Origin of the sequence: Stenotrophomonas sp. TWI587 (assembly GCF_039674145.1) — a bacterium.
Classification (GTDB): Bacteria; Pseudomonadota; Gammaproteobacteria; order Xanthomonadales; family Xanthomonadaceae; genus Stenotrophomonas; species Stenotrophomonas maltophilia_AY.
The window spans coordinates 55,034-81,020 of record NZ_JBDJMW010000010.1; the positions used below are offsets into that span (position 1 = coordinate 55,034).

Consider the following 25,987-nt stretch of genomic DNA (forward strand, 5'->3'; position numbering starts at 1 on the left):
TTGCGGCGCCGCGGGGTCGGTTCAGTTCGCCAGGGCGTCCAGCGTCCAGCCTTCGGGCGTCACGCGCAGCACCGAACCCTGCTCGTACCAGTCGCCGAGCACGATGCGGGTGCACTCGCGGCCGCAGGCCTGCAGCGTGTGGATGGCAGGGCGGTGGGTATGGCCGTGGATCATCGTGTCCACGCCGTAGCGGGCGAACGTGCTGTCCACCTCGGCCGGCGCCACGTCGGTGACGGTCTCGAACTGCGCGCGGTCGCCCTGTTTCATTTCCGACTGACGCGCCTGGCTGGCATCGCGCGCTTTCTGTGCGAAGGCGATGCGCGCGGCCAGTGGCTGCGACAGGAACTGTGCCTGGAACACCGGGTCGCGCGTCTGCGTGCGGAACTGCTGGTAGGCCACATCGTCGGTGCACAACAGATCGCCATGCTGCAGCAGCACTGGGCGGCCGTACAGATCGATGACGCTCGGGTCGGGCAGGATCGTGAACCCTGCGCGGCGCGCGTAATCCTCGCCGACCAGGAAATCGCGGTTGCCGCGGATGAAGTACACCGGGACCCCGGCATCGGCCACGGCATGCAGCGCGATCGCGACCGCATCGGCGGCCGGGGAGGGCGTGTCATCGCCGATCCAGGCTTCGAACAGATCGCCCAGGATGTACAGGGCCTCGGCCTGCATCGCTTCCTCGTGCAGGAAGGCCAAGAACAGGTCGGTGATGGCTGGACGACTCGGGTCCAGGTGCAGATCGGAGATGAACAGCGTGGTCATGGCCGCATTGTAAAACGCACATGCGCGATGCGCGCGTCCCCGTCTCTCAGACCGGCAACGGCAGCCATTGGAGGCTGGCAGCTGCCAACAGCGAGGCAATGCCGGTCGCGGCCAGCACGTCACTGGGATAGTGCAGCCCCAGCACCACCCGCGACAGCCCGATCAGCGCGGTGAAGGGCACCAGCAGCGGGGCCAGCCACGGGTAGTACGCCAGTGCCACGATCGTGAAGGACACCGCGTGCAGCGTGTGCCCGGAGGGGAAGCTGAACTCATCCAGCGGCGCCACCCAGGCGCGGATGCGCAGATCGGCTGCGAAGGGCCGCGGGCGGCGCGTCCAGCGTTTCAGGCCCTTGTACAGCAACAACGCCATCAGCCCGGTGGCCGCCATGTGCAGCGACGCACGCAGGCCGTCGAATCCGTCCAACAGCACCAGGGCTGCCATCAGCGCGTACCAGGCCGCGCCGTCGCCGAGACGACTGATGACGGCAAAGGCATGCCGCACCCGGCGGCGCCGGCAGTAGTGGTTGGCGCGTCGGCACCAGCGCGTTTCGCGTCCGCGCAGGGCATCAAGCAGCATGGTCGGCATGCGGCCTCCGGGCCTGGGCCAGTTCGGCGAGCAGGGCATCGAACTCGGCGACCACGTGCTGGGGATGCAGCCGCTTCATCGCGGTGGCGGCATTGCGGCCCAGCCGGTGGCGCAATGCATCGTCGCCGGCCAGTTGCACGGCAGCGGTCACAAAGTCGTTGTCGTCATTCACGGCGATGCCGTTTTCGTCGGTGCGCAGGTATTCGCGGGCGGCGCCGTAGTCGAAGGCGACCGTCGCCAGGCCGCTGGCCATCGCTTCCAGGGTCACGTTGCCGAACGTCTCGCTGCGGCTGGGGAACAGGAACAGATCACCGCTGGCGAAATGCCGGGCCAGCGCATCGCCGCGCTGCACGCCGCAGAAGATGAAGTCCGGGTTGTCGTGGGCCAGCTTGGCGCGCGATGGGCCATCGCCCACGAACACGAAGCGCGCCTTGGGCCGTACCTGCTGCAGGCGGCGGAACGCTTTGACCGCCAGCCCGAGGTTCTTCTCCGGGGCGATGCGGCCGACGTAGATCGCGGCGAAACCGTTGCCGTCGATGCCCCACTCCTCGCGCAGCGCCGGGTCACGGCGCTCGGGCTCGAACTGGCTGCTGTCCACCGCGCGTGCCAGCAGGCGCACGCGATCGAAGCCTTGTTCGCCGAGGAACTGCTGCAGCTCCTGGGTCGGCACCAGCGTGGCATCGGCCTGGTTGTGGAAGCGGCGCATCCAGCGCAGCGCGGCGGCCTGCAGCCAGGCCACGCCATAGTCGGGGAGGTACTCATCGAAGCGGGTATGGAATCCGGTCGCAACCGGGATGCCCATACGGCGTGCGGTGCGCAGCGCCGACCAGCCAAGCGGACCTTCGGTGGCGATGTAGATCGCATCCGGCCGCTGCTGTTGCCACTGGCGGGTCAACCGCGTGGGTGCCGGCAGACCAAAGCGCAGGCCGGGATAGCGTGGCAGGTTGGCACCGGTGACCAGCACCGTGCTGTCCACCGCCTCGGTGTCGGAGGGTTGCCGGGGCCGAACCAGGTCGACCTGATGGCCGGCGGCACGCAACCCCAGTTCCAGGCCCTGCACGGTCAAGGCAACGCCATTGACTTCAGGGGGGTAGGTTTCGGTGACGATGGCATAGCGCATGGCGGGCCTCCGGTATGCCACGCATGCTGGGCCCGGGCGATGTAGCCGACATGACCGCCGTATGACGTTGGCATGACGCCCGTGCCGCCACGGAAAAAGCCACGGCCCCGAAGGGCCGTGGCGGTCAAACGGTGTTGCCCGGCAGCGATCAGAAACGCTGCTGGTACTTCATGTACATGAAACGACCGATGTCGTAGCCACCGTAGTAGGAGAAGTTGGAGTTCGGCTGGCTGTACATGATCGGGCCGTACTTCTCGAACACGTTGTTGGCACCCACCGAGACCGTGGCATCCCATGGCAGGTTGTAACGGAACTGCACGTCGTGGAAGGTCACCGAACCACGCTGGTTGTAGTCACGCGTACCGGCGTACCACGGCGCCTGCACACCGGGGTCGGAGCACTCGTCCGGCCGGGTCTTTGCGTTGAGGCAGCGTTCCTTGACCCCGGAGTAGTAGCGTGCGGTCCAGCTCACCCCGAAATCGCCCATGTCCCAGCCTACGGTCAGGTTGGAGCGCACGCGGAAACCGCTGCCGATGCCGTTCTTCGTTTCGGGCACCACATCGAGGTCGTTGGTCGTACGTTCAAGGTACGAGCTGACATAGGTCGTCGACCACCCCGTGCTCAACGTGCCGTAAGCGGTATCCAGGCGGTGGCTCAGTTCGAGGTCGTAGCCTTCGGTCTCCAGGAAGCCGGAGTTGCGCTTGCCGTAGGTCAGCGTGTTGACAATGCCGGTCACCGGGTCGCGCGTGAAGCCGCTGCAGCGCGAGGCGATGCCCAGCTCATAGCAGTCGCGCAGCATGTCGTTGGGGTGGTCGTTGACGATGGTGTTGTCGATGCGGACCTTCCACCAGTCCAGCGCGACGTTGAGGTTGGACACGAAGGTCGGGCTCCAGACCAGCCCCAGCGAACGGCTGGTCGAGGTTTCCGGCTGCAGGTCCGGGTTGGAGCCGTTGGTGAACGGCACCGGTGTCTGATCACTGCTGGAAGTGATCGGCACGCCGCCCTGGCGCAGCTGGCGGTAGCTGTCTGCGTTGGCGATATCGGCGGCACAGCGTGCGCGCACGTCGGCGCTGCTGGCCGAGGCGCCGTAGACGGTGTCGCAGGGGTCACGGTAGCCGGTGGTGAACGTTTCCGACCCACCGCCGTACAGATCGGAGATGGTCGGCGCACGGAAGCCCTGGGCCCAGGTGCCACGTACCAGCAGCTGATCGATCGGCTTCCACTTGAAGCCGAACTTGCTGTTGAGGGTCTTACCGAAGGTGCTGTAGTCCGAATGGCGCGTGGCGGCGCTCAGGCTCAGCTCGCGCGCGCCGGGCAGGTCGGCCAGGATCGGCACACTCAGCTCCAGGTAGGCCTCGTTGACCTTGTAGCCGCCACCGGTCGGGCCGGCCGCCAGGTTGGTAGTCGCACCACTCTGGGCCAGCGGATCGGGAATGAACTCCCCGGCTTCCTTGCGGGTTTCCACCCCGAAGGCAAAGCCCAGGTCACCGGCCGGCAGGGTCATCACGGTACCGGCGACGCTGGCGAACGCATTGCGTGAGGTGGTCTTGCCGCGGGAGATTTCCGGCGGGAACAGATAGTCGATCAGTTCCTGATTGCCGGTGAGGCCATTGGGGTCGTTTGAGCCGTACGGCACCAGCGGATTCCACGGCATGCAGCCGGCAATCGGCGCGCCCGGCACGCCACAGTCGACCTTGCCGGTGGCCTCGTTGTAGTACGACGGACCGACCGCATTCTTGACGCGTTCCTTGTTGAGGTTGCCGGTGGCACGCTGCAGCAGCTCACTGCGGTTGTACTGGTAGCCCGCTTCCCAGTCGAAGTAGCGCTCGCCGACCTCGACGCTGCCTTCCAGCGCGGCGACCGCACGCCAGGTCGTCAGGTCGCTGATGCTGACCCGCGGCACTTCCCAGGTGCGCCGGTTCCAGCCGATCGCGGTGGGCTTTTCATAGCCGTGATGGTTGCCGAACGGATTGAACCAGCTGTCGATGGACATCGCGCCGATGCCCGCCGTGGCGGACTGCAGCGGGTAGCCGGCGATCTGACGGGTGGACGTGCGCTTGTTGTAGCCCAGCTGGGTGGTCAGGCGGATATCGTCGGTGAGGTCCAGGCGGCCATCCAGGAACAGCGAATCGCGCTTGAGCGGCGAGATCAGGTGCATCTGTTCCTGCGCGTTGCTGACGTCGCCGGTAAACGGAGTCAGATCGCTGAGGTGATAGTTCGCCGGGTTGGTCGGATCGGTGCCGCGGTCCAGCGAGTAGTTGCAGCCCGCAGCGGCGGTGCAGCCCGGCCCCTTCAGGCCGTTGACCTGGCCCCATTGGCTGACCTGGGTCCAGTTGTCGCCCGGGTGGCGGGTCGTGTTCGGGAACTGGCTGAACCAGCGATCGCGCGCCCAGACTTCTTTCTCTTCGGTATGTTCGGCCGAGAAGGTCAGCGATGCGCGGTCGTTGGACCAGCCGGCAACGACGTCGACGCGGTTACGCGCGCCATCGCCCTGGCTGTACTGGCCGTAATAGACGTTGGCGGTGACGCCGTCGACGTTGCTGCGGGTGATGATGTTGATCACGCCGGCCATCGCGTCCGAGCCGTAGATGGCAGACGCACCGTCCTTGAGCACTTCCATGCGCTCGATCGCGGAGACCGGCACGCTGGAGATGTCCTGGTAGCCGCTGGTGGTAATGCCCAGGCGCTTGCCGTTGATCAGCACCAGGGTGCGCTGCGCGCCGAGGTTGCGCATGTCGATGTAGGTGCCGCCGGCGGTCTCGCCAGCGCTGAGCACGTTGGAGCGACTCAATGCAGGGCTGCCCACGGCCGTCAGGTTCTGCAGGATGTCGGCGACCGAACTGAAGCCCTGGCGTTCGATATCGGCGCGGCTGATCGCCAGCACCGGCTGGGCCGATTCCACATCGACCTGGCGGATGCGCGACCCGGTGATCTCGATGCGGTCCAGGGTGGTCGGCGTGGCGTCCTGGGCGAGGACGGCCGTGGATGCGAGGCCAGCGGTGCCGGCGACCAAGGCAAGGCGGATCGCCTGCCCCAGCGGGGTAGTGGATGAAGACATGATCGACTCTCTCTCTGATCGGAACGACGTCCAGGAAGTCGGCGGACCCAGGTACCGCCTGCTTCAAAAAACCGGCGCTGTGCACGCCGGGGATCCGAGAGTAGATCGATTCGTTAAGCATCCATGAAGAAGATGTGAGGGGGTTCTCACAAATAATTCACGGGCGCAGCGTTCTGCGAATTCAGCCCAGAAATTGCTGCAGATGCACGTTGTGAAGCGGGTAAAAAGCGTCAGGCAACGAAGGGTCGGAACTGCACGCCCAGGCCGGACATGCCCTCTGTTTCGCCGATCAGATCCGCGCGCAGCAGCGGACGCGCATCGATGTAGGCCTGCGGCAGGATCAGCGACAGGCGTGCGTCATCAGCGGTCAGTTCCAGCGCCGGCATCGGCGTGTCTTCATGCGCGCGGTTGAGCAGGACCGCCAGCCGCAGCAACGCGGTCATGCGCCGTGCCGGTTGCAGCAGACGCTCGGGCAGTGCCTCGAAGGCGGACTTGGAGATGTTGCGGCGGTGGCTGCGCACCAGCGCGGCGAGCAACTGCTGTTCCTGCCGCGAGAAACCGGCGATGTCCGAGTTCTCCAGCACATAGCTGCCGTGCACGTGGTAACCGCTGTGCGCGATCATCAGGCCCAGCTCGTGCAGGCGTGCGGACCAGCCGAGCATGCGGGCATCGTCCGGGTCCAGCTGCCAGCTTTCTTCCACCTGGGCGAGCAGGTACATCGCGGTGTTTTCCACGCGATCGGCCTGCACGGTGTCGATGCCGTAGCGCTGGGTCAGTGCGGCGACCGATTCATCGCGCAGGTCGTTCTCGCTGGCGCGGCCGAGGATGTCGTACAGGATGCCCTCGCGCATTGCTGCCTTGCTGACCAGCAGCTTCTGCAGGCCCAGCGCCTGGAAGGCGGCCTCAAGTACCAGGATGCCACCGGCGATGATCGGACGGCGATCAGCCGACAGGCCCGGCAGGTCGATGTCTTCGATGCGCTTGGCCTTGAGCAGTTCATCGCGCAGTTGCGGCAATGCCTCGGCGGTGATCGCGCCCTTGCTCAACTTCATCGTGGCGCAGATTTCGCTGATCGCCTTGTGCGTGCCCGACGAGCCCAGCGCCTCGTGCCAGCCCAGCGCACGGTACTTGTTGGCGAACTGCTGGAACTCCGCGCCGATCTCGGTCAGGGCGTCCTTCCAGCGCTTCTTGCTGAGCTTGCCGCCGGGGAAGAAGCGGCGCGTGCTGGCGATGCAGCCGGCCTGCAGGCTTTCGCGCTCCAGGGTCTGCATGCCCTGGCCGATGATGAATTCGGTGGAGCCGCCACCGATGTCGATCACCAGCCGGCGCTGGTCTGCCTTGGGCGGTTGCGCATGGGCCACGCCCAGATAGATCAGGCGCGCCTCTTCGCGGCCGCTGACCACTTCGATCGCATGCCCGAGCGCGGTTTCGGCCGGCATCAGGAAGGCCTGCGGCGAACGCAGCTGGCGGACCGTGTTGGTGGCCAGTGCACGCACCCGCACCGAGGGTATCGCCCGGATGCGCTGGCCGAACCGGGCCAGGCACTCCAGCGCGCGCTGTCGGGCCTCGGCGGACAGGCCGCCCTTGCCATCCAGGCCATCGGCCATGCGCACGGTCTCGCGCAGGCGGTCGACGACCCGCAACTGCCCGAGCGTGTATCGCGCGATGACCATGTGGAAGCTGTTCGATCCAAGGTCGATGGCGGCGAGCAGGTCGCCATCCTGCAGAGCGGGCGGAGTCGTGGAGGTATGCGGCATGGACGAATGTTAGCCGAAGGGTGGGGCCGCGCGTCACCGCGCGGCCTTCACATCATCACGCTGCGACGTTGGGTCGCGGTTCAAAGGCCCTGCAGCAGGGCCATCTGTGCCGAATGCGGCGGCTCGTCGTGCCCCGGCGTGCACTTGATGTAGCTGCCGTCGGCCTGCAGGTCCCAAGCGTTGAGGTTGTCGTCAAGGTAGTTCTGCAGCACGTCGCGGTAGACCTTGCGCGCCAGTTCTGGATCCAGGATCGGGAAGCAGGTCTCGACCCGGCGCAGCAGGTTGCGCTCCAGCCAGTCCGCGCTGGCGCAGAACAGCTCGGAGGCGCCGTCATTGCCGAACCAGTAGACCCGGCTGTGCTCCAGGAAGCGACCGACGATCGATCGCACCCGGATGTTGTCCGAGACGCCCGGCATGCCCGGGCGCAGGGTGCAGGCGCCGCGCACGATCAGGTCGATCTGCACGCCGGCCTGCGAGGCCGCGTACAGGGCCCGGATCATCTGCGGTTCGTTGAGGGCGTTCATCTTGGCGATGATCCGCCCCGGACGCCCGCTGGCCGCCAGCCGCGTTTCGCGCTCGATCCGCTGCAGCAGGCCCGGGTGCAGGGTGAAGGGCGACTGCAGCAGGCGCTTGAGCTTCATCCGCGGGGCCAGCCCGGACAGCTGCTGGAACAGCAGGTGCACATCGTTGCCGATGTCCGGATCGGCGGTGATCAGGCTCAGGTCGGTGTAGGCCCGCGCGGTGCCGCTGTGATAGTTGCCGGTGCCCAGGTGCACGTAGCGGCGCAGCTTGCGGCCTTCGCGGCGCACGATCAGCAGCATCTTGGCGTGGGTCTTGAAGCCGACCACGCCGTAGACGACCTGCACGCCGGCTTCCTGCAGGCGGTCGGCCAGGCCGAGGTTGGCTTCCTCATCGAAGCGCGCGCGCAGCTCGACCACGACGGTGACGTCCTTGCCGTTGCGGGCCGCCTGGATCAGCGCATCGACGATCAGCGAATCCTTGCCGGTGCGGTACAGCGTCTGCTTGATCGCCAGCACGTTCGGGTCGACCGCCGCTTGCTTGATCACATCCAGCACGGCGGTGAACGCATCGAAGGGATGGTGCAGCAGCACGTCCCGGCGCGCGACGATCTCGAAGATGCCATCGCTGTCGCGCAGGACGCGCGGGCTCAGCGAGGGGTACTTCAGGTCCGGCCGCTGGATCACGTCGTACAGCTGGACCACGCGGTTGAGGTTGACCGGGCCGTCAATGCGGTAGACCGCGTTCTCGGTCAGCCCGAAGTTCTGCAGCAGGGTGCGCACGATATCGCGCGGGCAGTCCTGCGCGATCTCCAGCCGCACCGCCGGGCGGTAGCCACGATCGACCAGCTCATCGCGCAGCGCCAGGGCCAGGTTCTCGACTTCCTCCTCGTCCACTACCAGTTCGGAATTGCGGGTCACGCGGAACTGATATGCGCCCTGGACTTCCATGCCCGGGAACATCTCGTCGACGAACGTCGACAGCACCGAAGACAGGAACACGAAGGTCTGCGGGCCGCCGAGTTTCTCCGGCAGCTGGATGATGCGCGGCAGCGAGCGCGGCGCACGCACGATCGCCAGATGGCCGGCACGGCCGAACGCATCGGTGCCCTTGAGCACCACCACGATGTTCAGCGATTTGTTGAGGATCTTCGGGAACGGGTGCGAGGGATCCAGACCGAGCGGGGACAGCACCGGCATGATCTCGTTGCGGAAATACGCCCGCAGCCAGCGCTTCTGGCGATGATTCCAGGAGTGCCGGCCGAGTACGTCGATGCCGGCTTCATGCAGTGCCGGGCGCAGGGTCTCGTTCCAGCAGCGGTACTGCTGGTCGACCAACTGCGCGGCACGGTCATGGATGGCATTGAGGATCGCCTGCGGCGCCATGCCGTCCGGCGCCGGCGGCAGGCCGAACTCCTGCGCATGGCGCACCGCGGCTGCGCGGATCTCGAAGAATTCATCCAGATTGGTGCAGGAGATGCACATGAAGCGCAGGCGCTCCAGCAACGGCACCTGCGGGTCCATGGCCTGGGCCAGCACCCGGAAGTTGAAATCCAGCTGCGACAGCTCGCGGTTGATGTACAGCGCCGGATCGCGCAGCGGATCGCCGTCCACAGGCACGGCGGCGGGAACAGGAGTGCTCATGCGGAAAAGTCTTCAGAAGAAGGAAGGGAGACGACCTCGTTGCGCGCGCGCACCTGGTCGGCATCGAAGTGGCACGAGAACGTGCTGCCTTTACCGACCTCGCTCTGGATGTCCAGGCGGGCATGGTGCAGGCCGAGAATGTGTTTGACGATCGACAGCCCCAGACCGGTGCCGCCGCTCTCGCGCGAACGGCTGCTGGAGACGCGGTAGAAGCGTTCGGTCAGGCGCGGCAGATGGTTGGCCGGAATGCCGTAACCGGTGTCGCGCACCGACAGCACCACGCCGTCGCCTTCGCGCGCGAACTCCACTTCCACGCGGCCACCGGCCGGGGTATAGCGCACCGCATTGGTGACCAGGTTGGAAAACGCGCTGTGCAGTTCTTTGTTGGAGCCCTGCAGGTCCACGCCGGCAGTATCGATGATGCTGATCTGGTGGCGGCCCTGGCTGTGCGCCTCGGCCTCGCGGCGCAGCGTGGCCAGCATCGGGGTCATCGCCACGGCTTCGGCTTCGGTATGTTCCTGCGATTCCAGTCGGGACAGGGTGAGCAGGTCTTCGACCAGCTGCGCCATGCGCTGGGATTGCTTGCGCATTTCCTCCAGCATCGGGCCGGTGCCGGGGAAATCTTCCGGATCCATCATGTCCAGATAGCCGTGCACCACGGTCAGCGGCGTGCGCAGTTCATGCGAGACGTTGGCCACGAAGTCACGGCGCACCTGTTCCAGCCGCAGCAGCTTGCTGACATCGCGTGCGATCAGCAGCCAGTAGTCTGGCGAGTAAGGAATCAGGCGCAGGTTGAGGCGGATTGCCGGATCGACCGGGGAGGGGACGTCCAGGATCGGTTCGGCATTGCGCCCACCGGCCAGCCAGTGCGCCAGCGGCATCGGCTGCAGGCGTTCAACCAGTGCCTCACCCAGATCGCCTGGATGGTGCAGGCCGAGCAGCGAAGTGGCCGCTTCGTTGAACCACTGCACGCGCTGGCTGTTGCGGTCCACCACCACCACGGCGTCCGGCAGGGCGGCGGCCGCGGCGCGATAACTGCGCAGCATGTCCAGCAGGCGCCGCTTGCGTGTGCGCATTTCCCACTGGTTGCGGTAGAGCAGGCGGTCCAGCTCGTTCCACACGCCGGTGCCGTCCCCCATGTCCCAGCGATGGCGTGCGGTGAGCCCGCGCAACACCCGGCGCAGCCGCCAGTAGTGCCAGGTCAGCGCGCCTATCGAAGCCAGTGCGATGCACATCCAGACATGGCCGACCGCCAGGCCCAGCAAGCCGGCCGCGAGCAGCAGGGCGGCGAGGGTGGCCAGCGTTTTCAACCAGGCAGAACGGATGTGGCGGGGCATTGCGGTCTCGCAGAAAGTGCGGGCCTCGGAATCGATCCAAGGTTATAGCAGGAGTGGCCGGCACCGGGCATGCGCGCCCGGTGCCGGCCCGACGAGACTCAGGTCGAGGTGGAGAACCGGTAGCCGGCACCGCGTACGGTCTGCACCATGTTCTCCGCACCGAACGGCTCCAGCGTCTTGCGCAGGCGGCGGATGTGCACGTCGATGGTGCGCTCTTCCACATACACGCTGCCGCCCCACACGTGATCCAGCAGCTGGGCACGGGTGTAGACGCGTTCGGGGTGGGTCATGAAGAAGTGGAGCAGACGGTACTCGGTCGGACCGATCGGCACCGGCTGGTCGCCGGCGAAGACGCGGTGCGCGGCGCCATCGATGCGGATCGTACCGACCGCGACGCTGCCATCTTCGTCATCGTCGCGGGCACGGCGCATCACCGCACGGATGCGGGCCAGCAGTTCGCGCGCGGAGAACGGCTTGACCACGTAGTCGTCTACACCGGCTTCCAGGCCACCGACGCGGTCATTTTCTTCCCCGCGTGCGGTCAGCATGATGATGGGCACCTCGCGGGTGAGGGCTTCTTTGCGCCAGCGCCGGGCCAGGTCCAGCCCGCTGGTGCCCGGAAGCATCCAGTCCAGCAGGATCAGGTCCGGGACGCGATCGGCGATGGCGGTCTGCGCCTCGCGGGCGTCGCCGGCATGGATCGGGTCGTAGTCGCCCTTGCGCAGGGCAAAGGCGACCATTTCGCGGATCGCGGGTTCGTCATCGACGATCAGGATGCGTTTCTGCACGTGCCCACCGTATTGCTCATCAGATCGGGATTGAGCTCAGTAGACTACGGTTTCATGACAGGTTTGTGACGACGTGGCTGTTCCCGTCGCACGTCGCCATCTGGCGGTCATGAGCGGGCGGGCACGGACCGTCTCAGCGGCGGTCCAGGTCCGGGTCGTCGATCCCTTGCCGGCGCATTTCCAGTACGGTCGGGGTAATGCTCTCGATCCGGGCATCGACCCGCGCACGGACCACGTAATCCAGGCTCGGCTGCCGCTTGAGCGCTTGGAGCTGAATCAGCGCCTGCTCCGGTCGGCCGCTCAGGAAGGCAGCCTCGGCATAGGCTTCGCTGGCCCGGATGGTATCCCCGGCCAGCTCGCTGGCGCGCGCAAAACGCTGCTGGAAGACCGGATCATTGCCGCTTTGCGACAGCATCGGGCGCAGCATCGCCTGCGCGCGCTGGCCGGCCTCGCGCCCGCCCTGTTCGTTGAGGATCGACGCATAGGTCAGGGCCACCGGACGGCTGCCGGGGTGCTGGCGCATCAGGGTCTCGAAGCGCGCATTGGCCTGCGCCTGCTGGCCAGAGCGCGATTCCGCCTCGCCCAGTGCCAGCGCCACCCAGACATTGTCGGGATGATCGCGCAGCAGCTCGGTGAGGTCGCGGGTGGCCTGTGCCGCCGCACTGTTGCGCAGCCGCCCCAGCGCGAGCCCATAGCGCTGCGGCTCGGTCAGCCCATTCTTCTGCGCGCGCTGGAGGCTTTCATACTCGCCGATCACATCGGCCGGGGTATCGGCGCTGAGCACGCGCAGGCGCTCGCGCGCCCACTCGAACTGGCCCGTGCTGCCGCGGTTGAGTGAATTGACCGAGATCTGCATCGAGGCCGGGAGCAACGGGTTGCTCCGCCGTACCAGTGGATCGGACAGCGCCGGGTCAGCGGGGTTCACCCGCTCCTGGCGCACCCCGCCGGGTACCTCGGTGGTCAGCAGCACCGTGTCCTTCTTCATCTGCTCGGCGCGGGCCTTGGCCTCGCTGATGCGGGTGGTGGTGACCGGGTGGGTCTGCAGGAAATCCGGCACGCTGTAGCCGCCCTGATTGCCCCGCATCGAGGCCGACATGCGCTCGAAGAAACCCGCCATGGCATCCACGTCGTAACCGCTGCGGGCCAGGGTGCGGATGCCCAGGCGGTCGGCCTCGGACTCATTGGAACGGGTGTAATTGATCTGGCGCTGCTGCATCAGCCCCATGCCGGAGGTGATCGCGGCCATGGTGGCGTCACCGGCGGAATTGCCGCCGGCCTGCTGCGCGGCCACCACCGCGGCAAGCATGCCCAGCAGGATGGGGATCTGGTCGCGCTGGGCGCGCTCCACCCCGCGCAGCACGTGCTGCTGGGTGACGTGGGCGATTTCGTGGGAGAGCACCGCCGCCACTTCGTCCTCGCGCTCGGCAGTCAGCACCAGGCCCGCATTCACGCCGATGTAGCCGCCCAAGGTGGCGAAGGCGTTGATCTGCCGGTCCTTGAGCATGAAGAAGGTGTACGACTGGCGCGGCTGGGCACTGTTGGAGCCCAGCCGGGCGCCCATGGTCTGCAACCAGTCATCGACCAGCGGGTCGTCGAGCAGGAAGCCGTAGTTGCGCAGTTCCCGCAGCATCATCCCGCCGTACTCCGCCTGCCGGGCCGGGGTCAGCAGCTCACCGGCCGAGGACCCGATGTCCGGCAGCTTGCTTTCCTGGGCCCCGGCCAACGGCACCGCCAGGGCCAGGGTCAACGCGGCAGAAAGCAGCAAAGGGCGCAAACGGAGCTCCTGGAGGAAAGGCGGACGACAGCGTGACAGGGCCAGTGCAACCTGCGGTTAAACCACAGTGTTGCGGCGGTGACGTGGAAAATCCAGCAGACCGCTACCATATACAGACCAACGTTCCGCTGTGGAGTTTCCCGTGAGCCAAGATGCTGTTACCCCCCCGGGTGGTGCGCCCGCCATCACCATCTACTCGACCGCGGTGTGCCCGTACTGCGTGGCCGCCAAGAACTTCCTGAAGAGCAAGGGCCGCGAGTGGACCGAGGTCCGGATCGACCTGGATGCCGCCGAGCGCGAGAAGATGATGGCCAAGACCCGCCGCACCAGCGTGCCGCAGATCTTCGTCGGCGAGGTCCACGTGGGTGGCTACGACGACATGATGGCGCTGCACCGCGCCGGCAAGCTGGAGCCGCTGCTGGCCGGGCAGGACCCGGCATGAGCGCGGCCGACGACGGCAGCAAGGACCGCATCGCTGAATTCACGGAGTTCCGCCAGCGCATGAACCAGCGCATCCTGGGCGAGCCGAACCAGGTGGTGCGCCGCTTTTTCGCGCTGGACACCCAGACCTACCAGGCCGGCGCGCTCGACGTGAAGACCAAGGAACTGCTGGGTCTGGTGGCCTCGATGGTGCTGCGCTGCGATGACTGCATCAGCTACCACGTTGCCCAGTGCAAGGACGCCGGCGTGACCCGCGAGGAGTTCTTCGAGACCTTCTCGGTGGGCCTGGTGGTCGGCGGTTCGATCGTGATCCCGCACCTGCGCCGCGCGGTGGACTTCCTGGATCAGCTCGAAGGTGGCGCCGAAGCGCCGGCCGTTCACGAACATTGAGGTCGGGGCCGTGATGGCCCCGCCGCGGTAGGCGCCGACCGTTGGTCGGCTGCTCCGGCACCCCAGCGATGTCGGCGCCCCAAGCTGTGTGCCGTTCATGTTCGCGGCCCCGTTCCCACCGACCAACGGTCGGTGGCTACCCATCGTTCAGCACCCCGTGATTGCCGGCCAGCGGCCGGCACTACCGATCGCGTGTCTGGAGAAGAGCCCCTTCTGTTGAAGGGGCGCGCCGACAGGCGGGGGTAGAGGAGGAATGCGCGGGCAATTCTGCCTTACCCGCCTTGGACCAATGGCCTATTTGGGGTCCATCGGGCGGGTAAGGCATAATTGCCGATGAAACTTCCCTTGCGCCCGCGCTTCGCGCACCTCACGGATGGCGCTCCCCCTCGGTTCGGAATACACATCAATGACGCAGAAAATCACGGTCATCCGCGGTGACGGCATCGGCCCGGAGATCATGGACGCTACCCTGTTCGTGCTCGGCAAGCTGGACACCGGCTTTGAATACGAAGACGCCGACGCGGGCCTGGTCGCGCTGGAAAAGCACGGCGATCTGATGCCGGCCTCCACCCTGGAGTCGATCGCACGCAACAAGATCGCGCTGAAGAGCCCGCTGACCACGCCGGTCGGTGGTGGCTTCACCTCGATCAACGTCAGCCTGCGTCGCCACTTCGACCTGTACGCCAACGTGCGTCCGGCCGTCTCGTTCCCGAACACCAAGTCGCGTTTCGGCGACGGCGTGGACCTGATCACCGTCCGTGAGAACACCGAGGGCGCGTATCTGGCCGAGGGCCAGGAAGTGTCGGCCGATGGCGAGACCGCCTTCTCCGGCACCCGCATCACCCGCAAGGGCTCCGAGCGCATCGTGCGCTACGCCTTCGAGCTGGCCCGCAGCACCGGTCGCAAGAAGGTCACCGCCGTGCACAAGGCCAACATCATCAAGTCGACCTCGGGCCTGTTCCTGGCCGTGGCGCGCGAAGTGGCGGCCAAGTACCCGGACATCGAGTTCCAGGAAATGATCGTCGACAACTGCTGCATGCAGCTGGTGATGCGTCCGGAACAGTTCGACGTGATCGTGACCACCAACCTGTTCGGCGACATCATCTCCGACCTGTGTGCCGGTCTGGTCGGCGGCCTGGGCCTGGCCCCGGGCGCCAACATCGGTGAGAACGCGGCGATCTTCGAGGCTGTGCACGGCACCGCGCCGGACATCGCCGGGCAGGGCAAGGCCAATCCGTGCGCGCTGCTGCTGGCTGCCGCACAGATGCTGGACCACGTCGGCCAGGTCGAGAACGCCGAGCGCCTGCGCAAGGCCATCGTGGCCACGCTGGAAGCCAAGGATTCGCTGACCGGCGATCTGGGCGGCACCGGCAACACCATGGGCTTCGCCCAGGCCATTGCCAGCCGCCTGTAAGGGCGCCGGCGGGTCATTCAAAAAAGCGGGGCGCTTCGGCGTCCCGCTTTTTTGTTGCCCACTCGATGGCGGGTGGGGTGGCGATCCCGAGGGGAGGGGATTCATCAATCTGTGCAAAACATGCACAGATGGTGTGCGGGTAACTGGCTTTTGGCGCACGGATACACGGCGCACCATGCACGCCATCCCAACCACAGCAGGAGCTTTCCCATGAACATCGCCTCCCTCGATCGGCCTGGCCGGCATCCTTGGTGTCGCCACTGCGTCCGCCCAGCCCGCTGCCGAACCGGCCCACCCGACCATCCGCCACATGGCCGGCGCGCCGACGGCCGCCGCCCTGCCGGTCGGCAAGACCGCACTGCTGGTCATTGATTTTCAGAACGAATACTTCGCCGGTGGCCGCATGCCGATCCCCGATGGTGACGCTGCCCTGGCCCAGACCCGCCGCCTGGTGACCTTCGCCGACGCCCACAAGATCCCGGTCATCCATGTCCAGCACGTACTGCCGGCCGGGGCGCCGTTGTTCGCCGAAGGCGGTCGCACGGTCCAGTTCCACCCGCGGATGCAGCCGCGCAAGGGCGAGCAGGTGATCGCCAAGGACACCGTCAGCGTGTTCGCCGGTACTTCCGGCCCGGTGCTCGAGCAGGCGCTCAAGGAGGCTGGGATCGACACGCTGATCATCGCCGGCCTGCAGACCCATGCCTGCGTCGCCGGTGCCGCACGCGATGCCGCGCCGAAGGGGCTGAACGTGATCGTCTCCTCCGATGCCACCGCCAGCCGCGATCTTGAGCTGCACGATGGCAGCCAGGTCGGCCACGCCAGCCTGCATGCGGCGGCTCTGGCGAGCATTGAAGACACCTTCGGCAGCGTGCTCAGCACCGATCAGATCCTGGCCCTGCCGGTCCGTTGAGCCCTCCCGGCCTTGTTATGCTGCCGGTACCGCCACAAGTGCCGGCCGCTGCACGGGAGCGCGATGGACCAGTTTTCTGCCATGAAGGCATTCCGCAGCATCGTCGACGCGGGGAGTTTCACCGCCGCTGCCGAGCGCCTGGACACGACCCACTCGTCGATGTCGCGGCAGCTGCGCCAGCTGGAAGCGCACCTGGGCGCGCGGCTGCTGGATCGCAACAGCCGTCGGCTGACGCTGACCGAAGCAGGGCGGGCCTACTACCAGGATTGCGTGGACATCCTGGACCGGTTGGAGGTCGCCGAGCAGCGCCTGCAGGCCGATCACGACTCACCCAGCGGGTTGCTGCGGGTCAGTGCACCGTTGGTGATCGGCACGCTGGAACTCGCCCAATGGTTGCCTGCCTTTCTGGAGCAGTACCCCGGCATCGCGCTGGATCTGTCCTGCGATGATCGCCAGGTCGATCTGATCGGGGGTGGTTACGACATGGCCCTGCGCATTGCCGGGCCGTTGGCTGACAGCACGCTGGTGGCGCGCGAACTGGCTGTTACCGACATGGTGCTGGTGGCATCGCCGCGCTATATCGCGCAATGGGGGCTGCCGCGCCAGCCGACGGATCTGGCCCGACATGCGCTGATCGGGTTTGCCGGCGCGCGTGGGCCGGTGGCGTGGTCACTGACCTCCGCACGCGGCGTGCAGAGCGAGATCCAACCGCAGGGCCGGCTGCGCGTGGATGCGATCCCGGCGCTGTACGCGGCCGTGCTGGCGGGGCAGGGCATCGCCGCGTTCACCCGCCTGACCGTGCAGGACGATCTGCTGCAGGGTCGCCTGGTGCGTGTTCTGCCTCAGCATCACGCCGGGCGGCGGCATTACTACGCGGTGTACCCGCACGCGCGCCAACTGGCGCCCAAGGTGCGCGCGCTGGCCGACTTCATGGCCCGGCACTACACCGCGCTCCAGCAACGGCGCGCGGCCGTGCCGGAGGCATGAAAAAGGCGCCTTGCGGCGCCTTCTTCATATCACTGCGGGTGCGTGGATCAGCGCTGCTGGATCTTGGACAGCAGGCGCAGGAATTCCACGTACAGCCACACCAGCGTGACCATCAGGCCGAACGCGCCGTACCACTCCATGAACTTCGGCGCGCGCGCCTCGGCACCGGTTTCGATGAAGTCGAAATCCAGCACCAGGTTCAATGCCGCCACCACGACCACGAACAGGCTGAAGGCGATGCCCATCCAGCCGCCTTCGTGGATCATCGGGATGTTGATGTTGAAGAAGCTCAGCACGAACGAGGCCAGGTACAGCAGCGCGATGCCGCCGGTTGCCGCCACCACGCCCAGCTTGAAGTTCTCGGTGACCTTGATCAGGCCGCTGCGGTACACCGCCAGCATCACGAACATCGTGCCGAAGGTCAGCATTACCGCCTGCATCACGATGCCGGGGAACTTGGCATTGAACATCGCCGAGATCGCACCGAGGAACAGGCCTTCGACCAGTGCATACATGGGCGCCGTGACCGGCGACCATTCCTTCTTGAACACCGTCACCAGGGCCAGCACCAGGCCGCCGATCGCGCCGACCAGCGTGTACAGCATGGCGCTGGACGTGGGCAGGCCATTGGCGTCAACCGACTGGCTCCACGCGAACGCCGCCGTCAGCACGGTCAGCAGCAACAAGATGCCGGTCTTGTTGACGGTGCCGTTGATGGTCATCGCCTGGTCGGGGCGGGCCACGACCGAGCCGCTGGCCAGGTCGAGGAAGGTCGACTCGGAAAGTGCGGGATTGCCGCTGCGCATTGCCAATCTCCTTGATGGGGTAGGGGTTCGGCCATCCGGCCGCTGATCCGAGCATAGCTGAAGCGGCCATCGGCCATGGCGACATGTGAATTGATGTGTGAAAACCGTTGACAGATGCCATGCCGATTCCCACAATAGGCGGCTCTTTCGGGGGGAACCCCGGAGGGATACAAACCGCCGGGGTATAGCGCAGTCTGGTAGCGCGCCTGCTTTGGGAGCAGGATGTCGGGGGTTCGAATCCCTCTACCCCGACCAAGCCCGCTGCTCAAATCGGGATTGGAATGCGACAATCCGGATCGAGCGCCCGTAGCTCAACTGGATAGAGCACCGGCCTTCTAAGCCGGCGGTTACAGGTTCGATTCCTGTCGGGCGCGCCATTCGGTGCAAGCGGTAGGAAACAAGGTTTTCAGTGGTGGCTGTAGCTCAGTTGGTTAGAGTTCCGGATTGTGATTCCGGTGGTCGGGGGTTCGAGTCCCCTCAGCCACCCCACTGATTCAAACTGGTTCACCGAAAGTGAATCAGGGTTGCAAAAGGCAGCACACACGCTACAATGTGCGCCTGAGTTTTCAGGGCTGTTAGCTCAGTTGGTAGAGCAGTTGACTCTTAATCAATAGGTCCAAGGTTCGAATCCTTGACAGCCCACCAAGACAGAAGCCATCGGGTCCGCCCGGTGGCTTTTTTCTTGTTTGAGACATCGCGTTGAACGTGCGGATCGTTGCGCGCCTACAGGCGACATTCGTGTTCCATTCAAACAAAACGCTTGCGTCGCGTGCAGGAAACCCTGCATAATTCGCCTCCCGATTTTCGGGCTGTTAGCTCAGTTGGTAGAGCAGTTGACTCTTAATCAATAGGTCCAAGGTTCGAATCCTTGACAGCCCACCAAGACGAAAGCCGCCTGGTCCGCCAGGCGGCTTTTTTCTTGTCCGACATGCGTTGATGCTGGCTGGAGAAGAGCCCCCTTGAGTCAAGGGGGCGCGGCGAAGCCGCGGGGATGTGGAGGCTGATAAGAGGGGCCCGCGTTTTGCGCAGCAAATCGTGGGGCTGCAGCGCGAATGCGCAGCAGCTACCCCACCAAGACGAAAGCCGCCTGGTCCGCCAGGCGGCTTTTTTCTTGTCAAAGCGCTTCAGCTTTGGGTCCGGGCCTGCAACAATGCGCGCCTGAGTGTTCAGACTCGCGAAAGTGGCGGAATTGGTAGACGCCCTGGATTTAGGTTCCAGTGCCGCAAGGCGTGGGGGTTCGAGTCCCCCCTTTCGCACCAGTGCAGGGCGTTTTTGCCGGCACCATGACCATGGGCACGTCCCCGATCGGGGAGACGGCCACATGCTGGCCCCCTGGCGGCCCCGAGCGTTCTCGGCCCGCGCTGGCGGCGCTGGCGTTTATCGGCGAAACTACAGGGCTGCGGCGGGCATGCGCGTCCACGACCCCGCGTCCAAAACCCGTTTCATCCATCACATCGTGCCGGGGCCCATGCCGCCGGTGGCAGGAGTCAACATGCAAGCTTCGATCGAATCCACTGGCAATCTGGAACGCCGCCTGACCTTCTCGCTGCCGGAAGACCGTCTGCAGACGCACATCAGCGGCCGTCTGGGCGAAATCGCCCGCACCACCCGCATCAAGGGCTTCCGCCCGGGCAAGGTGCCGGCCAAGGTGATCGAGCAGCGTTTCGGCCAGCAGGTCCGCAGCGAAGCCGTCGACGGCCTGCTGCGTGAGACCTTCGATGCCGCCCTGCGCGAGCACGAGCTGCGCATCGCCGGTACCCCGCGCATCGACAAGGGCGAGGGCGAGCTGTCCTTCGTGGCCACCGTCGAGCTGGTGCCGGACTTCGGCGACGTGGACGTCAGCAAGCTGACCGTGATCCGCCACACCGCCGAGATCAACGACGCCGACATCGACCAGATGATCACCAACCTGCGCGAACAGCGCCGCAGCTGGAGCCCGGTCACCCGTGGCGCCCAGGACGGTGATCTGGTTGCCCTGGAAACCTGGTCGCAGGCCGGCGATGAGCGCCTGCCGGCCGAAGGCACCGAAAAGGGCAGCGTGATCGTGGGCCAGGGCATGATGTTCGAGCAGATCGAGCAGGGCCTGGTCGGTCTGACCGCCGGTGAAGAAAAGACCCTGGACGTCGAGTTCCCGGCCGATTGGCGCGTCCCCGCGCTGGCCGGCAAGCAGGTCAAGGTCACCGTCAAGGCGGTGGACGTGTCCGCGCCGGTGCTGCCGGAAGTCGATGCCGAGTTCATCAAGAGCTTCGGCGTGAAGGGCGGCGACGTGGAGCAGTTCCGCAAGGACATCCGCGCCAACCTGGAGCGTGAGCTCAAGGGTGCCCTGATGAACCGCCTGCGTCGCGAAGTCGGCGAACAGCTGATTGCCGCCTATGCCTCGGTCGAAATGCCGCCGCGCCTGGTCGAGAACGAAGCCCGCGCCATGCTGGCCCAGCAGATCGATCAGATCCGCCGCAGCGGCCGCAACCCGGGCGACGTCCCGGCTGACGCCCATGAAGGCTTCAAGGACGCCGCCGCCAAGCGCGTGCTGGTCGGCCTGCTGGTGGGTGAAGTGGCGCGCAAGAACGACCTGCGCCTGGACCCGAAGCGCCTGAATGAAACCATGCGCCTGATCGCCTCGACCTATGAAGAGCCGGAGCAGGTCATTGAGATGTACCGCAACGACCCCCAGCTGATGACTGGGCTGCAGAATCGCGTGATGGAAGAGCAGGTGATCGATTGGATCGCCGAGCGCGCCCAGCACACCGAAGAGAAGCTGTCGTTCCAGGACGCGATCCGCCAGTAAGCGGCCCGCGTTTTACGCCCCGCGCCCAGGCGCGGGGTTGTTCCCCCCAAAATAGGTGCCTCACTAATGGACAACCGAACCACAGCCCTGAACATGGTTCCGATGGTGGTCGAACAGACCAGCCGCGGCGAGCGCGCCTATGACATCTATTCGCGCCTGTTGAAAGAGCGTCTGATCTTCCTCGTGGGCCCGATCGACGATCACATGGCCAACGTGGTGGTGGCGCAGCTGCTGTTCCTGGAAGCGGACAACCCGGAAAAGGACATCAGCATCTACATCAACTCGCCTGGTGGCGTGGTCACCGCCGGCATGGCGATCTACGACACCATGCAGTACATCAAGCCGGACGTGAGCACCATCTGCGTCGGCCAGGCCGCCTCGATGGGCGCCCTGCTGCTGGCCTCGGGCGCGGCGGGCAAGCGTTATGCGCTGCCGAACTCGCGCGTGATGATCCACCAGCCGCTGGGCGGCTTCCAGGGCCAGGCCACGGATATCGACATCCATGCCCGTGAAATCCTGACCCTGCGTTCGCGCCTGAACGAAGTGCTGGCCAAGCACACCGGCCAGTCGCTGGAGACCATCGCCCGCGATACCGAGCGCGACAACTTCAAGAGCGCGGTCGATGCGGTGGCCTACGGCCTGGTCGACCAGGTCCTGGAGCGTCGTCCGGAAGAGTCGATCCAGCCGGCGTAAGGTTGTGCCAGGCCGGGAAACCGGCTTGTTTCCACCGGGTCGGGCAGGACTGGCGTCCTCCTGACCCTGTGCTATTCTCGAATCGAACCCCCGTTCAGTCGGGTGGGGTAACTGGGTAAGCGAAGCATGAGCGAAGACCGCCAAGGTCGTTCCACGGACACCGGCAAGATCCTCTACTGCTCTTTCTGCGGAAAGAGCCAGCATGAGGTGCGCAAGCTGATTGCGGGTCCGAGCGTGTTCATCTGCGATGAATGCGTCGAGCTGTGCAACGACATCATCCGTGAAGAGCTGGAGGAGAAGGCGCAGTCGGCCCGCAGTTCGCTGCCCAAGCCGCGCGAGATCCTCGAGGTCCTGGACCAGTACGTGATCGGGCAGAACCGCGCCAAGCGGACCCTGGCCGTGGCCGTATACAACCACTACAAGCGCATCGAGAGCCGCCAGAAAAACGACGAAGTCGAACTGGCGAAGTCGAACATCCTGCTGGTCGGTCCGACCGGTTCGGGCAAGACGCTGCTGGCCGAGACTCTGGCCCGCCTGCTCAACGTGCCGTTCACCATGGCCGACGCCACTACGCTGACCGAAGCCGGTTACGTGGGCGAAGACGTGGAGAACATCATCCAGAAGCTGCTGCAGAAGTGCGACTACGACGTCGAGAAGGCACAGCAGGGCATCGTCTACATCGATGAAATCGACAAGATCTCGCGCAAGAGCGAGAACCCGTCGATTACCCGCGATGTGTCCGGCGAAGGCGTCCAGCAGGCCCTGCTGAAGCTGATCGAAGGTACCGTGGCCAGCGTGCCGCCGCAGGGCGGTCGCAAGCACCCGCAGCAGGAATTCCTGCAGGTGGACACCAAGAACATCCTGTTCATCTGTGGCGGCGCGTTTGCCGGCCTGGACAAGGTGATCCAGCAGCGTTCGAACGATTCGGGCGGCATCGGGTTCGGTGCCAAGGTGAAGAGTTCCGAGCGCAAGCAGGAAGTGGGCAAGATCCTGGCTGAAGTGGAGCCGGAAGATCTGATCAAGTTCGGCCTGATTCCGGAGTTCGTTGGCCGCCTGCCGGTCGTGGCCACGCTGGAAGAGCTGGACGAGGCCGCCCTGGTGCGCATCCTCACCGAGCCGAAGAACGCCATCACCAAGCAGTTCAAGAAGCTGTTCGAGATGGAGCACGTCGAGCTGGAGTTCCGTCCGGACGCACTGGCCGCCATTGCCCGCAAGGCGCTCAAGCGCAAGACCGGTGCCCGTGGCCTGCGTACGATCGTCGAATCGGTTCTGCTGGACACCATGTATGACCTGCCCTCGGCAGAGAACGTCAGCAAGGTGGTAGTGGACGAATCGGTGATCGAGCACAAGTCCGAACCGTACCTGATCTATCAGACGCCACCGGCGCCTGAACAGAAGGCAGCTGGTGCTGAATAATCAGTTCAAGTAATTGAATTGAAAGAAATTTTTCAGAACAGCTTGCATCTAGAAGCCGATGGCCCCATAACGAGGCCATCGGCTTTTTTTGTATCCGGGCGAGGCGCCCGGAGGCCATCCCCACTGTTCCACTGGAGCCCACATGGCCCGTTCCCCAACTGAGACTCTCGACCTGCCGGTACTGCCGCTGCGTGACGTGGTGGTGTTCCCGCACATGGTCATTCCGCTGTTCGTCGGCCGTGACAAGTCCATGCATGCGCTGGAGCAGGCGATGGAAGCGGACAAGCGCATCCTGCTGCTCGCGCAGAAGTCCGCCGAGACGGATGATCCGTCCGCCGCCGATCTGTACCAGGTCGGCACGCTCGCCCAGGTCCTGCAGCTGCTGAAGCTGCCCGATGGCACCATCAAGGTGCTGGTCGAGGGGCTGTCGCGCGTCAACGTCACCGACGTGACCGAGCGCGATGGCTCGCTGCACGGCGTGGGCATGGAAATCGAATCGGACGAATCGCGCGAGCCGCGCGAGATCGAGGCGATCGCCCGTTCGTTGATGTCGCTGTTCGAGCAGTACGTCAAAACCAACCGCAAGCTGCCGCCGGAGCTGCTGCAGACCCTGGCCGGCATCGATGAGCCCGCGCGCCTGGCCGATACCATCGCCGCGCACATCAGCGTGCGCCTGGCCGACAAACAGCGCCTGCTGGAAACGCTGCAGATCGGCGACCGCCTGGAAATGCTGGTCGGCCTGGTCGACGGCGAGATCGATGTGCAGCAGATGGAAAAGCGCATCCGCGGCCGCGTGAAGTCGCAGATGGAAAAGAGCCAGCGCGAGTACTACCTCAACGAGCAGATGAAGGCCATCCAGAAAGAACTGGGTGACCTGGATGACGCGCCGGGCGAGATGGACGAGCTGGCCCGCAAGATCGCCGAGGCGGGCATGCCCAAGCCGGTGGAGACCAAGGCCAAGGCCGAGCTCAACAAGCTCAAGCAGATGTCGCCGATGTCGGCTGAAGCCGCGGTCGTGCGCAACTACCTGGATTGGCTGCTGGGCGTGCCGTGGAAGAAGCGCAGCAAGGTCCGCAAGGACCTCAAGGCCGCGCAGGACACGCTGGATGCCGACCACTTCGGCCTGGACAAGGTCAAGGACCGCATCCTGGAATACCTGGCGGTGCAGTCGCGCGTGAAGCAGATGAAGGGCCCGATCCTGTGCCTGGTCGGCCCGCCCGGCGTGGGCAAGACCTCGCTGGGCCAGTCCATTGCCAAGGCGACCAACCGTAAGTTCGTGCGCATGAGCCTGGGCGGCGTGCGCGACGAGGCCGAGATCCGTGGTCATCGCCGCACCTACGTCGGCTCCATGCCGGGCCGCATCGTGCAGAACCTCAACAAGGTGGGCAGCAAGAACCCGCTGTTCGTGCTCGATGAGATCGACAAGATGTCGATGGATTTCCGTGGCGATCCGTCGTCGGCGCTGCTGGAAGTGCTCGATCCGGAGCAGAACAACGCGTTCAACGATCACTACCTGGAAGTGGATCTGGACCTGTCCGAAGTGATGTTCGTGGCGACCTCCAACTCGCTCAACATCCCCGGCCCGCTGCTGGACCGCATGGAAGTGATCCGCATCCCCGGCTATACCGAGGATGAGAAGCTCAACATCGCCATGCGTTACCTGGTGCCCAAGCAGATCAAGGCCAACGGCCTGAAGCCGGAAGAGCTGGAGATCGAGGCCGACGCGATCCAGGACATCGTGCGCTACTACACGCGCGAATCCGGCGTGCGCAACCTGGAGCGCGAAGTCGCCAAGATCTGCCGCAAGGTGGTCAAGGAGATCGCGCTCGCCGGTCCGGTCGCCCCGGCCAAGCCGGCCAAGGCCAGCAAGAAGGCCAGCGCGAAGAAGAAGGCGCTGGTGGTGGTCAACGGCAAGAACCTGGACAAGTACCTGGGCGTGCGTCGCGTCGATTTCGGTCGTGCTGAAGAGCAGAACGAAGTGGGCCTGGTCACCGGCCTTGCCTGGACGGAAGTCGGCGGCGACCTGCTGCAGATCGAATCCACGCTCGTCCCGGGCAAGGGCCAGCTGATCCTGACCGGCCAGCTCGGCAACGTCATGAAGGAATCTGCCTCTGCGGCCCTGTCGGTGGTGCGTTCGCGTGCCGAGCGGCTGGGCATCGACAACGAGTTCCTGCAGAAGCACGACGTGCACGTGCACGTGCCCGATGGCGCCACTCCCAAGGATGGCCCCAGTGCGGGTATCGCCATGGTCACCTCGCTGGTGTCCACGCTGACCAAGGTGCCGATCCGGGCCGAAGTGGCGATGACCGGCGAGATCACCCTGCGCGGTCGTGTCACCGCCATCGGCGGCCTCAAGGAGAAGCTGCTGGCGGCGCTGCGTGGCGGCATCACCACGGTCATCATTCCCGAGGAAAACCGCAAGGATCTGGCCGATATCCCCGCCAATGTCACCCGTGATCTGAAGATCGTGCCGGTGAAGTGGATCGAGGAAGTGCTCGACCTGGCCTTGGAGACGCCGCTGACCGCACCGAAGCCCAAGAAAGATGGGCAGCGTGTCACGGTACGTGGCAAGTCCAAGACAGCTTCCACCACGCGCGTCAAGCATTGACGCGCGCTGTCCAAGTGCCCGAAACCCGCGTCGTTATTGGCTTTTCAGCTTGCGCGGGTAGGGGGGCACTGGTATAAAAGCACCACTCGTGAGTCAGCGTCATGCTGAATTCGGCGAACAGAGAACTTCACTGGCATCCGGCGGCGTATCGTCCTCGGGTGTCTCAATGTTGAATCCGCGGAATCCCCGC

The 25,987-nt window shown here is 65.4% G+C and carries 19 protein-coding genes and 6 tRNA genes; 15 read left to right on the forward strand and 10 right to left on the reverse strand.

The window, feature by feature from the left end:
* Nucleotides 1-21 precede the first annotated feature (21 nt).
* The 9 genes from lpxH to ABE464_RS15865 all read right to left on the reverse strand — a co-directional run bounded on the left by lpxH (nt 22) and on the right by ABE464_RS15865 (nt 13,347).
* The gene (gene lpxH, locus ABE464_RS15825) at nt 22-765 is read right to left on the reverse strand and encodes a UDP-2,3-diacylglucosamine diphosphatase (RefSeq protein ID WP_346472721.1); all 744 of its coding nucleotides are present in this window, start codon (nt 763-765) and stop codon (nt 22-24) included.
* Nucleotides 766-811: 46 nt separating this feature from the next.
* The gene (locus ABE464_RS15830; RefSeq protein WP_346472722.1) at nt 812-1,351 is read right to left on the reverse strand and encodes a phosphatase PAP2 family protein; all 540 of its coding nucleotides are present in this window, start codon (nt 1,349-1,351) and stop codon (nt 812-814) included.
* Nucleotides 1,332-2,471, reverse strand: coding sequence for a glycosyltransferase family 1 protein (locus ABE464_RS15835; protein WP_346472723.1), 1,140 nt, complete (start codon nt 2,469-2,471; stop codon nt 1,332-1,334). The genes ABE464_RS15830 and ABE464_RS15835 overlap by 20 nt, the downstream gene beginning before the upstream one ends.
* Nucleotides 2,472-2,619: 148 nt before the next feature.
* On the reverse strand, nt 2,620-5,529 hold the full coding sequence (locus tag ABE464_RS15840) for a TonB-dependent receptor (RefSeq protein ID WP_346472724.1): 2,910 nt from the start codon (nt 5,527-5,529) through the stop codon (nt 2,620-2,622).
* A gap of 230 nt (nt 5,530-5,759) precedes the next feature.
* Nucleotides 5,760-7,286 (reverse strand): exopolyphosphatase, encoded by a 1,527-nt coding sequence (gene ppx, locus ABE464_RS15845; protein WP_346472725.1) that lies wholly within the window; start codon nt 7,284-7,286, stop codon nt 5,760-5,762.
* A gap of 80 nt (nt 7,287-7,366) precedes the next feature.
* A complete protein-coding gene (gene ppk1, locus ABE464_RS15850; protein WP_346472726.1) occupies nt 7,367-9,448 on the reverse strand; it encodes a polyphosphate kinase 1 in 2,082 nt (693 codons plus the stop codon).
* Complete coding sequence (gene phoR / locus ABE464_RS15855) at nt 9,445-10,785, reverse strand: phosphate regulon sensor histidine kinase PhoR (RefSeq protein ID WP_346472727.1); 1,341 nt, start codon at nt 10,783-10,785, stop codon at nt 9,445-9,447. The genes ppk1 and phoR overlap by 4 nt, the downstream gene beginning before the upstream one ends.
* A gap of 98 nt (nt 10,786-10,883) precedes the next feature.
* Nucleotides 10,884-11,573: a phosphate regulon transcriptional regulator PhoB gene (gene phoB / locus ABE464_RS15860; protein ID WP_019185815.1), complete on the reverse strand. Its 690-nt coding sequence runs from the start codon at nt 11,571-11,573 to the stop codon at nt 10,884-10,886.
* A gap of 133 nt (nt 11,574-11,706) precedes the next feature.
* On the reverse strand, nt 11,707-13,347 hold the full coding sequence (locus ABE464_RS15865; protein WP_346472728.1) for a M48 family metalloprotease: 1,641 nt from the start codon (nt 13,345-13,347) through the stop codon (nt 11,707-11,709).
* Nucleotides 13,348-13,489: 142 nt separating this feature from the next.
* On the opposite strand from ABE464_RS15865, the gene grxC reads away from it, so the two are divergent.
* From grxC to ABE464_RS15890, 5 genes are all read left to right on the forward strand, one after another.
* The gene (grxC, locus tag ABE464_RS15870; RefSeq protein WP_123728488.1) at nt 13,490-13,789 is read left to right on the forward strand and encodes a glutaredoxin 3; all 300 of its coding nucleotides are present in this window, start codon (nt 13,490-13,492) and stop codon (nt 13,787-13,789) included.
* The gene (locus ABE464_RS15875; protein ID WP_019185812.1) at nt 13,786-14,178 is read left to right on the forward strand and encodes a carboxymuconolactone decarboxylase family protein; all 393 of its coding nucleotides are present in this window, start codon (nt 13,786-13,788) and stop codon (nt 14,176-14,178) included. The genes grxC and ABE464_RS15875 overlap by 4 nt, the downstream gene beginning before the upstream one ends.
* Nucleotides 14,179-14,584: 406 nt before the next feature.
* Complete coding sequence (locus ABE464_RS15880) at nt 14,585-15,592, forward strand: isocitrate dehydrogenase (protein ID WP_121042973.1); 1,008 nt, start codon at nt 14,585-14,587, stop codon at nt 15,590-15,592.
* A gap of 310 nt (nt 15,593-15,902) precedes the next feature.
* Nucleotides 15,903-16,502 carry an isochorismatase family cysteine hydrolase gene (locus ABE464_RS15885; protein ID WP_346472729.1) on the forward strand — a complete coding sequence of 200 codons (600 nt, stop codon included), beginning with the start codon at nt 15,903-15,905 and terminating at the stop codon, nt 16,500-16,502.
* 63 nt (nt 16,503-16,565) lie between these two features.
* A complete protein-coding gene (locus ABE464_RS15890; protein WP_346472730.1) occupies nt 16,566-17,489 on the forward strand; it encodes a LysR family transcriptional regulator in 924 nt (307 codons plus the stop codon).
* Nucleotides 17,490-17,536: 47 nt separating this feature from the next.
* Here ABE464_RS15890 and ABE464_RS15895 read toward each other — a convergent pair whose 3' ends face one another.
* Nucleotides 17,537-18,295, reverse strand: coding sequence for a Bax inhibitor-1/YccA family protein (locus ABE464_RS15895; RefSeq protein ID WP_346472731.1), 759 nt, complete (start codon nt 18,293-18,295; stop codon nt 17,537-17,539).
* A 178-nt stretch (nt 18,296-18,473) separates the two neighbouring features.
* Here ABE464_RS15895 and ABE464_RS15900 point away from each other — a divergent pair.
* The 10 genes from ABE464_RS15900 (at nt 18,474) to lon (ending at nt 25,797) form a co-directional block, all read left to right on the forward strand.
* Nucleotides 18,474-18,550 (forward strand) — tRNA-Pro (locus ABE464_RS15900).
* A gap of 45 nt (nt 18,551-18,595) precedes the next feature.
* A tRNA-Arg gene (locus tag ABE464_RS15905) sits at nt 18,596-18,672 on the forward strand.
* A gap of 35 nt (nt 18,673-18,707) precedes the next feature.
* Nucleotides 18,708-18,784: transfer RNA gene (locus ABE464_RS15910), tRNA-His, on the forward strand.
* An 80-nt stretch (nt 18,785-18,864) separates the two neighbouring features.
* Nucleotides 18,865-18,940, forward strand: a tRNA-Lys gene (locus ABE464_RS15915).
* 161 nt (nt 18,941-19,101) lie between these two features.
* Nucleotides 19,102-19,177 (forward strand) — tRNA-Lys (locus tag ABE464_RS15920).
* 292 nt (nt 19,178-19,469) lie between these two features.
* Nucleotides 19,470-19,554: transfer RNA gene (locus ABE464_RS15925), tRNA-Leu, on the forward strand.
* 233 nt (nt 19,555-19,787) lie between these two features.
* On the forward strand, nt 19,788-21,080 hold the full coding sequence (tig, locus tag ABE464_RS15930) for a trigger factor (RefSeq protein WP_346472732.1): 1,293 nt from the start codon (nt 19,788-19,790) through the stop codon (nt 21,078-21,080).
* A gap of 66 nt (nt 21,081-21,146) precedes the next feature.
* Nucleotides 21,147-21,773 (forward strand): ATP-dependent Clp endopeptidase proteolytic subunit ClpP, encoded by a 627-nt coding sequence (gene clpP, locus ABE464_RS15935; protein WP_121042979.1) that lies wholly within the window; start codon nt 21,147-21,149, stop codon nt 21,771-21,773.
* A gap of 126 nt (nt 21,774-21,899) precedes the next feature.
* Nucleotides 21,900-23,189: an ATP-dependent Clp protease ATP-binding subunit ClpX gene (gene clpX, locus ABE464_RS15940; RefSeq protein WP_019185803.1), complete on the forward strand. Its 1,290-nt coding sequence runs from the start codon at nt 21,900-21,902 to the stop codon at nt 23,187-23,189.
* 142 nt (nt 23,190-23,331) lie between these two features.
* Nucleotides 23,332-25,797 (forward strand): endopeptidase La, encoded by a 2,466-nt coding sequence (gene lon, locus ABE464_RS15945; RefSeq protein ID WP_346472733.1) that lies wholly within the window; start codon nt 23,332-23,334, stop codon nt 25,795-25,797.
* Nucleotides 25,798-25,987: the final 190 nt, after the last annotated feature.